Source organism: Staphylococcus sp. EG-SA-2 (assembly GCF_017152085.1).
Genome location: NZ_JACYHC010000818.1, coordinates 1 through 1,247 on the forward strand (window position 1 = coordinate 1; position 1,247 = coordinate 1,247).

The window sequence follows — 1,247 nt, forward strand, 5'->3', positions numbered from 1 at the left end:
ATCAACTACATTAAATGTTAAAAGTGATGCTATCAAGAGTAATGCTGAAACTCTTGTTGATAACAATAGTAATTCAAATAATGAAAATAATGCAGATATCATTTTGCCAAAAAGTACAGCACCTAAACGTTTGAATACAAGAATGCGTATAGCAGCAGTACAGCCATCATCAACAGAGGCTAAAAATGTTAATGATTTAATTACATCAAATACAACATTAACTGTCGTTGATGCAGATAAAAACAATAAAATCGTACCAGCACAAGATTATCTAGAATTAAAATCACAAATTAAAGTTGATGACAAAGTTAAATCAGGTGATTATTTCACAATAAAATACTCAGATACAGTACAAGTATATGGATTGAATCCGGAAGATATTAAAAATATTGGAGATATTAAAGATCCAAATAATGGTGAAACAATTGCGACTGCAAAACATGATACTGCAAATAATTTAATTACATATACATTTACAGATTATGTCGATAGATTTAATTCTGTACAAATGGGAATTAATTATTCAATTTATATGGATGCTGATACAATTCCTGTTAGTAAAAACGATGTTGAGTTTAATGTTACGATAGGTAATACTACAACAAAAACAACTGCTAACATTCAATATCCAGATTATGTTGTAAATGAGAAAAATTCAATTGGATCAGCGTTCACTGAAACAGTTTCACATGTTGGAAATAAAGAAAATCCAGGGTACTATAAACAAACGATTTATGTAAATCCATCGGAAAATTCTTTAACAAATGCCAAACTAAAAGTTCAAGCTTACCACTCAAGTTATCCTAATAATATCGGGCAAATAAATAAAGAGGTAACAGATATAAAAATATATCAAGTTCCTAAAGGTTATACATTAAATAAAGGATACGATGTGAATACTAAAGAGCTTACAGATGTAACAAATCAATACTTGCAGAAAATTACATATGGCGACAACAATAGCGCTGTTATTGATTTTGGAAATGCAGATTCTGCTTATGTTGTAATGGTTAATACAAAATTCCAATATACAACTAGCGAAAGCCCAACACTTGTTCAAATGGTTACATTAAGTTCAGACAATAGTAAATCTGCCTCAATGGGTAATGCTTTAGGATTCACTAATAACCAAAGTGGCGGAGCTGGTCAAGAAGTATATAAAATTGGTAACTACGTATGGGAAGATACTAATAAAAACGGTGTTCAAGAATTAGGAGAAAAAGGCGTTGGCAATGTAACTGTAACTG

General features: G+C 30.4%; 1 protein-coding gene. It reads left to right on the forward strand.

What is annotated here, in order from left to right; translation table 11 throughout:
- Positions 1–1,247: fibrinogen-binding adhesin SdrG C-terminal domain-containing protein (locus IDG60_RS14800; protein ID WP_206160848.1), on the forward strand; the 1,247-nt coding region annotated here is incomplete at both ends.